At 70.4% G+C, this 4,567-nt stretch carries 3 protein-coding genes and 1 pseudogene; 2 read left to right on the top strand and 2 right to left on the bottom strand.

All coding sequences use genetic code 11. The annotated features are described in order from the left end of the window. Window positions 1-222: pseudogene (locus tag ACFWRT_RS37525) on the bottom strand (hypothetical protein); the annotation flags it as partial. 328 nt (window positions 223-550) lie between these two features. Here ACFWRT_RS37525 and ACFWRT_RS37520 point away from each other — a divergent pair. Together ACFWRT_RS37520 and ACFWRT_RS37515 are read left to right on the top strand one after the other, a co-directional pair. Next, complete coding sequence (locus ACFWRT_RS37520; RefSeq protein ID WP_380956080.1) at window positions 551-2,353, top strand: glycoside hydrolase family 15 protein; 1,803 nt, start codon at window positions 551-553, stop codon at window positions 2,351-2,353. 176 nt (window positions 2,354-2,529) lie between these two features. Next, window positions 2,530-3,348, top strand: coding sequence for a hypothetical protein (locus ACFWRT_RS37515; RefSeq protein WP_380956079.1), 819 nt, complete (start codon window positions 2,530-2,532; stop codon window positions 3,346-3,348). Window positions 3,349-3,441: 93 nt separating this feature from the next. Here the strand turns inward: ACFWRT_RS37515 and ACFWRT_RS37510 are convergent, their stop codons facing one another. Then, window positions 3,442-4,248: an aminotransferase class IV family protein gene (locus ACFWRT_RS37510; RefSeq protein WP_380956078.1), complete on the bottom strand. Its 807-nt coding sequence runs from the start codon at window positions 4,246-4,248 to the stop codon at window positions 3,442-3,444. Window positions 4,249-4,567 lie beyond the last annotated feature (319 nt).

The following is a 4,567-nucleotide window of genomic DNA, read 5'->3' as shown; positions in this document are numbered from 1 at the left end:
GCCACGCGCCTTGAGCAGCGCACCCAGGCTGGAGGCAGTCAGACCCTTGCCGAGGGAGGAGGCGACACCCCCGGTGACGAAGATGTGCTTGGTCGTCGTGGATGTGGGCTGCATAGCCAAAGGGGGCTCCCGTGGTCGCGGTTGTGAGGTGCGTACCGGCCGCCGATCCGGGGATTCCGGGGTGCCGTCGCTGCGGTTCGGGGGCCTCGTCCGCTGTCGGATACGACCACCGGTCCACGGGCTACCAGGGTAACAGCGACGAGGGGAGGCTGCTTCCGGCCACACCCTGCACAGGGACGTCACACCATCACCCCAGTCGTTTCACGTCCCACCCGATCAGCTCAGAGATGTTGCGGGGACCGTCGCGCGGATCTTCGTACCGCGTCGTATCCTGCTCGGACACTCGCTGCCGAGACGGCCGGACGGCGGCACCTCAGGCCCGCTCAACCGGTACGGGACTCGTCGGTTCCACTACGACCCCCAGAAACCCCCTCCCACCCCCAGTAAGCGCCCCGGACGGGGCGACATGGCCGTTCGACTGGAGACGCACGTGGCCGGGCGCATCGAGGATTACGCACTCATCGGAGACATGCAGACCGCCGCCCTGGTCTGCCGGGACGGCACGGCCGACTGGCTGTGCCTGCCCCGCTTCGATTCGCACGCCGTCTTCGCGGGACTGCTGGGCACCGAGGAGCACGGCTTCTGGCGTCTGGGTCCGGCGAGGCCGGAAGGGACCGAGCCGCTGTCGGCGGACCGGCGCCGCTACCGCGGTGACTCCCTCATCCTGGAGTCGGAGTGGGACACACCGCGCGGCACCGTACGGGTGACCGATTTCATGCCCCCGCGTGACGGGGCGCCGCAGCTCATCCGGATCGTGGAGGGCGTCAGCGGCCGGGTGCCGATGCGCTCGGAGCTGCGGATGCGGTTCAGCTACGGCCGGGTGACGCCGTGGGTGCACAAGGTGGACGGCCGTACGGTCGCCGTCGCCGGCCCGGACTCCGTCTGGCTGGACACCGAGGCGGACACCTACGGCGCGAACCTGACCACCTACTCCGACTTCACCGTCGGCCCCGGCGACCGGGTGGCCTTCACGATCAGCTGGCAGCCCTCGCACCGCGAGCCGCCCGCGCTCCCCGACCCGGAGGGATCGCTGGAGGCGACCGAGCTGTTCTGGCGGGAATGGGTCGATCAGTGTACGTACCACGGGCCCTACCGGGAGGCGGTCGTCCGCTCCCTGATCACCCTGAAGGCCCTCACGTACGCCCCGACCGGCGGCATCGTCGCCGCGCCGACCACCTCGCTCCCCGAGGAGATCGGGGGCGTACGGAACTGGGACTACCGCTACACCTGGCTGCGGGACGCCGCGATCACCCTCTCCTCGCTGCTGCGCACCGGCTACCGGGAAGAGGCCCGGGCCTGGCGTGAGTGGCTGCTGCGGGCGGTGGCGGGCGACCCGGAGAACCTCCAGATCATGTACGGCATCGCCGGCGAGCGCGAGCTCGGCGAGGCGGAGCTGGACTGGCTGCCCGGCTACGAGAACTCCACCCCGGTCCGCGTCGGCAACGGCGCCGCCAACCAGCTCCAGCTCGACGTCTACGGCGAGGTCACCGAGGCGCTCCACCTGGCGCACATGACGGGGCTGACCCGCAACGACTACGCGATGGGCCTCCAGCTCAAGCTGATCGAGTACCTGGAGAAGCACTGGGAGGAGCCCGACGAGGGCATCTGGGAGGTGCGCGGTCCGCGCCGCCACTTCGTGCACTCCAAGGTGATGGCGTGGGTCGCGGTCGACCGGACGATCAAGCTGGTCGAGTCGGGGGACGTCGAGGGCCCGCTGGAGCGGTGGTACGAGCTCCGCGACGACATCCACCGGGACGTCTGCGAGCGCGGCTACGACAAGGAGCGCAACACCTTCACCCAGTCCTACGGCTCGAAGGAGCTGGACGCCTCCCTGCTGCTCATCCCGCAGATGGGCTTCCTGCCGCCGGACGACAAGCGGGTCATCGGCACGATCGAGGCGATCCAGCGGGAGCTGTCCACGGAGGACGGCTTCATCCTGCGCTACCCCACCGAGGGCGACGACGCGGGTGTCGACGGTCTCGAAGGCGACGAAGGCGCGTTCCTGGCCTGCTCGTTCTGGATGGCCGACGACCTCGCGATGATCGGCCGGGTCGACGAGGCCCGCCAGCTCTTCGAAAAGCTGCTGGCGCTCCGCAACGACCTGGGCCTGCTGGCCGAGGAGTGGGACTCCCACCTCCAGCGGCAGGTGGGGAACTTCCCGCAGGCGTTCAGCCACGTCCCGCTGATCGACACGGCGCTGCGGCTGACGGCGAGCGGGGCGTACGTGGGCTGAGGCCCGGTGGGCCGATCAGTTCCCCTCTTTGTGTTCCGGACCGTCCCGGTCGTCGTCAACGCAGACGATCGGGACATGGCCCGGGTGTTCCTGTAGGCGGTCGATCAGGCCGCCTACAGGAACACCCGCTCGCATTGTCCGCCGCCATTGCCGACTTCCGCACGAGGACGACTTCCATGCGTGATCTCCCCGCTGTTGTGAAGCCTCTGCTCGAACGCTTCACGTCCGATGTCGGAGCCGGAGTGCCGCTGGTCGCTCTCTGGGCGCATGGATCGCTGGCTCTGGGGGACTACCAGCCAGGACGCAGTGACCTCGATCTGGTGGCGCTGGTCGGTACGGAACTCGATGACGCGCAGCAAGAGCAACTGCGAGTCGTCCATGGACGTTTGATCGCCGACGTCCCCCTTGCCCGGACCCTGCACTGCACGTATGTGGCCCAGGGAGACACGTCCGATACGGCACAGCGACATCCGACCTGGGCTCAGGGCGAGTGGTTCGAGCGTCCCGTCACCCCGGTGAGCCGACGCGAACTGGCCCTGGGGGCAGTTGTCCTGAGCGGACCGCCACCGGTCGGCCTGCTGCCCACGGTGAGCGACCAGGAGCTCGCCGAGTTCATCCGTGCCGAGCTGGAGGACTACTGGCTGCCGGTGACAAGCAACGTGAAGGCCGAACTATGGCTCCAGGACATCTGGGTCGACCTGGGGATGCTGACCTTCGCGAGAGCATCGGTGACCCTACGCGACGGCCGGTTGATCACCAAAGAGGAAGCCCTCGAAGAACTACGCTCCATGGGGGCACCGACAGCCGTCGTGGACGACATCCGCCGACGCAGATACGGGATGGACCTCCCGAAGAACCCGTCCGCTTCTGCCGACCGGCGGGCCCGACGCGCTGAACAGGCCCGAGAGTTCGTCCGCGCGGGGATCACCGATCTCCTGGCACAACACGGGAATCCGCCACCCGGGCCGCCCTCGGACACAGGTATCGCGCGTTGATCCCCCTCGGGCCCTCACTCACATCGTCCGCGCGCCGGGCTCCGTCCTGACGGTGGCCGCCCTGGTGGGTTCCGGGGCGGCCACCGTGCGTTTTCAGGGTGCGGCGAGCGGCTCGGCCTCGTACGCGCGGTGGAGCACTTCCAGGAAGTGGGGCGCGGCGGGCAGTTCGGTGGTGCCGATGCGGTGGACGGGTACGCCCGGGGTCCAGGAGTTCATGACGGCCGCGCCGGCGAGGGCGGGGAGGCCGTCAGGGGTGACGGGCGCGGCCCGTTGTCCGATTCCGAGCCGGTCCAGCTGCCGGCGGACGATGGACAGCGTCGTTCCGGTCAGGATTCGGGCCTCGGGCCACACCACCGAATCGCCGTCCCAGAACGCCAGGTTCCAGATGGTCGCCTCGCTGAACCGGCCTTCCCGGTCCAGGAAGGCGGCATCGTCGTAGCCCTCGGCCACGGCCCGGCGGAGGATGTGCGTCTTGGCCACCTCGCCGACGTACTTGACGTGGGGCAGGAACCGTTCGTGTTCCGTCGCCGCCAGCGTCAGCGGGCCGCCGGGGCCGGAGGACGGCGGTTCGGTGCGCACGAGAAGTGCGGGTTCCGCGTCGGCCGCGGTGAACTCTCCGGCCGGTGAGTACACCGTGGCCGTCAGCGAGAGGTCGGCCGGTCCGTCGCGGAGTGCGGTACGCAGGTGGGAGCGGACCAGGTCCTCGGGCAGGGCGCGGCCGAACAGCTCCACCGAGGCGGAGCGCAGCCGCTCCAGGTGAAGGTCCAGGCCGCGGATCCGGCCGCCGCGGACCTGCATCGAGGTGAAGTGGGCGTGGCCCGCGAAGGCGAGGGGCGCGAGGTCCTCGGTGCTCGCGGCCCGGCCGTTCAGATGGACGAGGGACGGGGAATCTTCACTCATGGATGGGACGTTAGGCCCTGGCGCCCGTGACGAGGCCGAGCACGGCCGGGCGCGGGGCGAACGGCTGTCGCGCCCACGACGGAGGGACGGCCCTCTCCGTGGCGAAGATCGGGCGCTGCCGCGGTCCGGTCCGTCCACCGAGGTGATCGGGGAGGCGCCGCCGTGCGCCCGGGTGAGCAGCCGGTGGGATTGTTGACGGCGGGGCCCGGGCCCCGCCACCCCTCCGTGGGGGGGGCCCGGCCCCCCCCCCCCCAGCGCCGGCCGGCCCGGGGCCCCCCCGCCCCCCGGGCCCCCCCACAACCCCCCCCGAGGCAGAATA

Origin of the sequence: Streptomyces cyaneofuscatus (assembly GCF_042718795.1) — a bacterium.
Taxonomy (GTDB): Bacteria; Actinomycetota; Actinomycetes; order Streptomycetales; family Streptomycetaceae; genus Streptomyces; species Streptomyces cyaneofuscatus_A.
The sequence above is the reverse complement of the archived record's forward strand: the minus strand, read 5'-3'. Positions and strand labels throughout refer to the sequence as shown.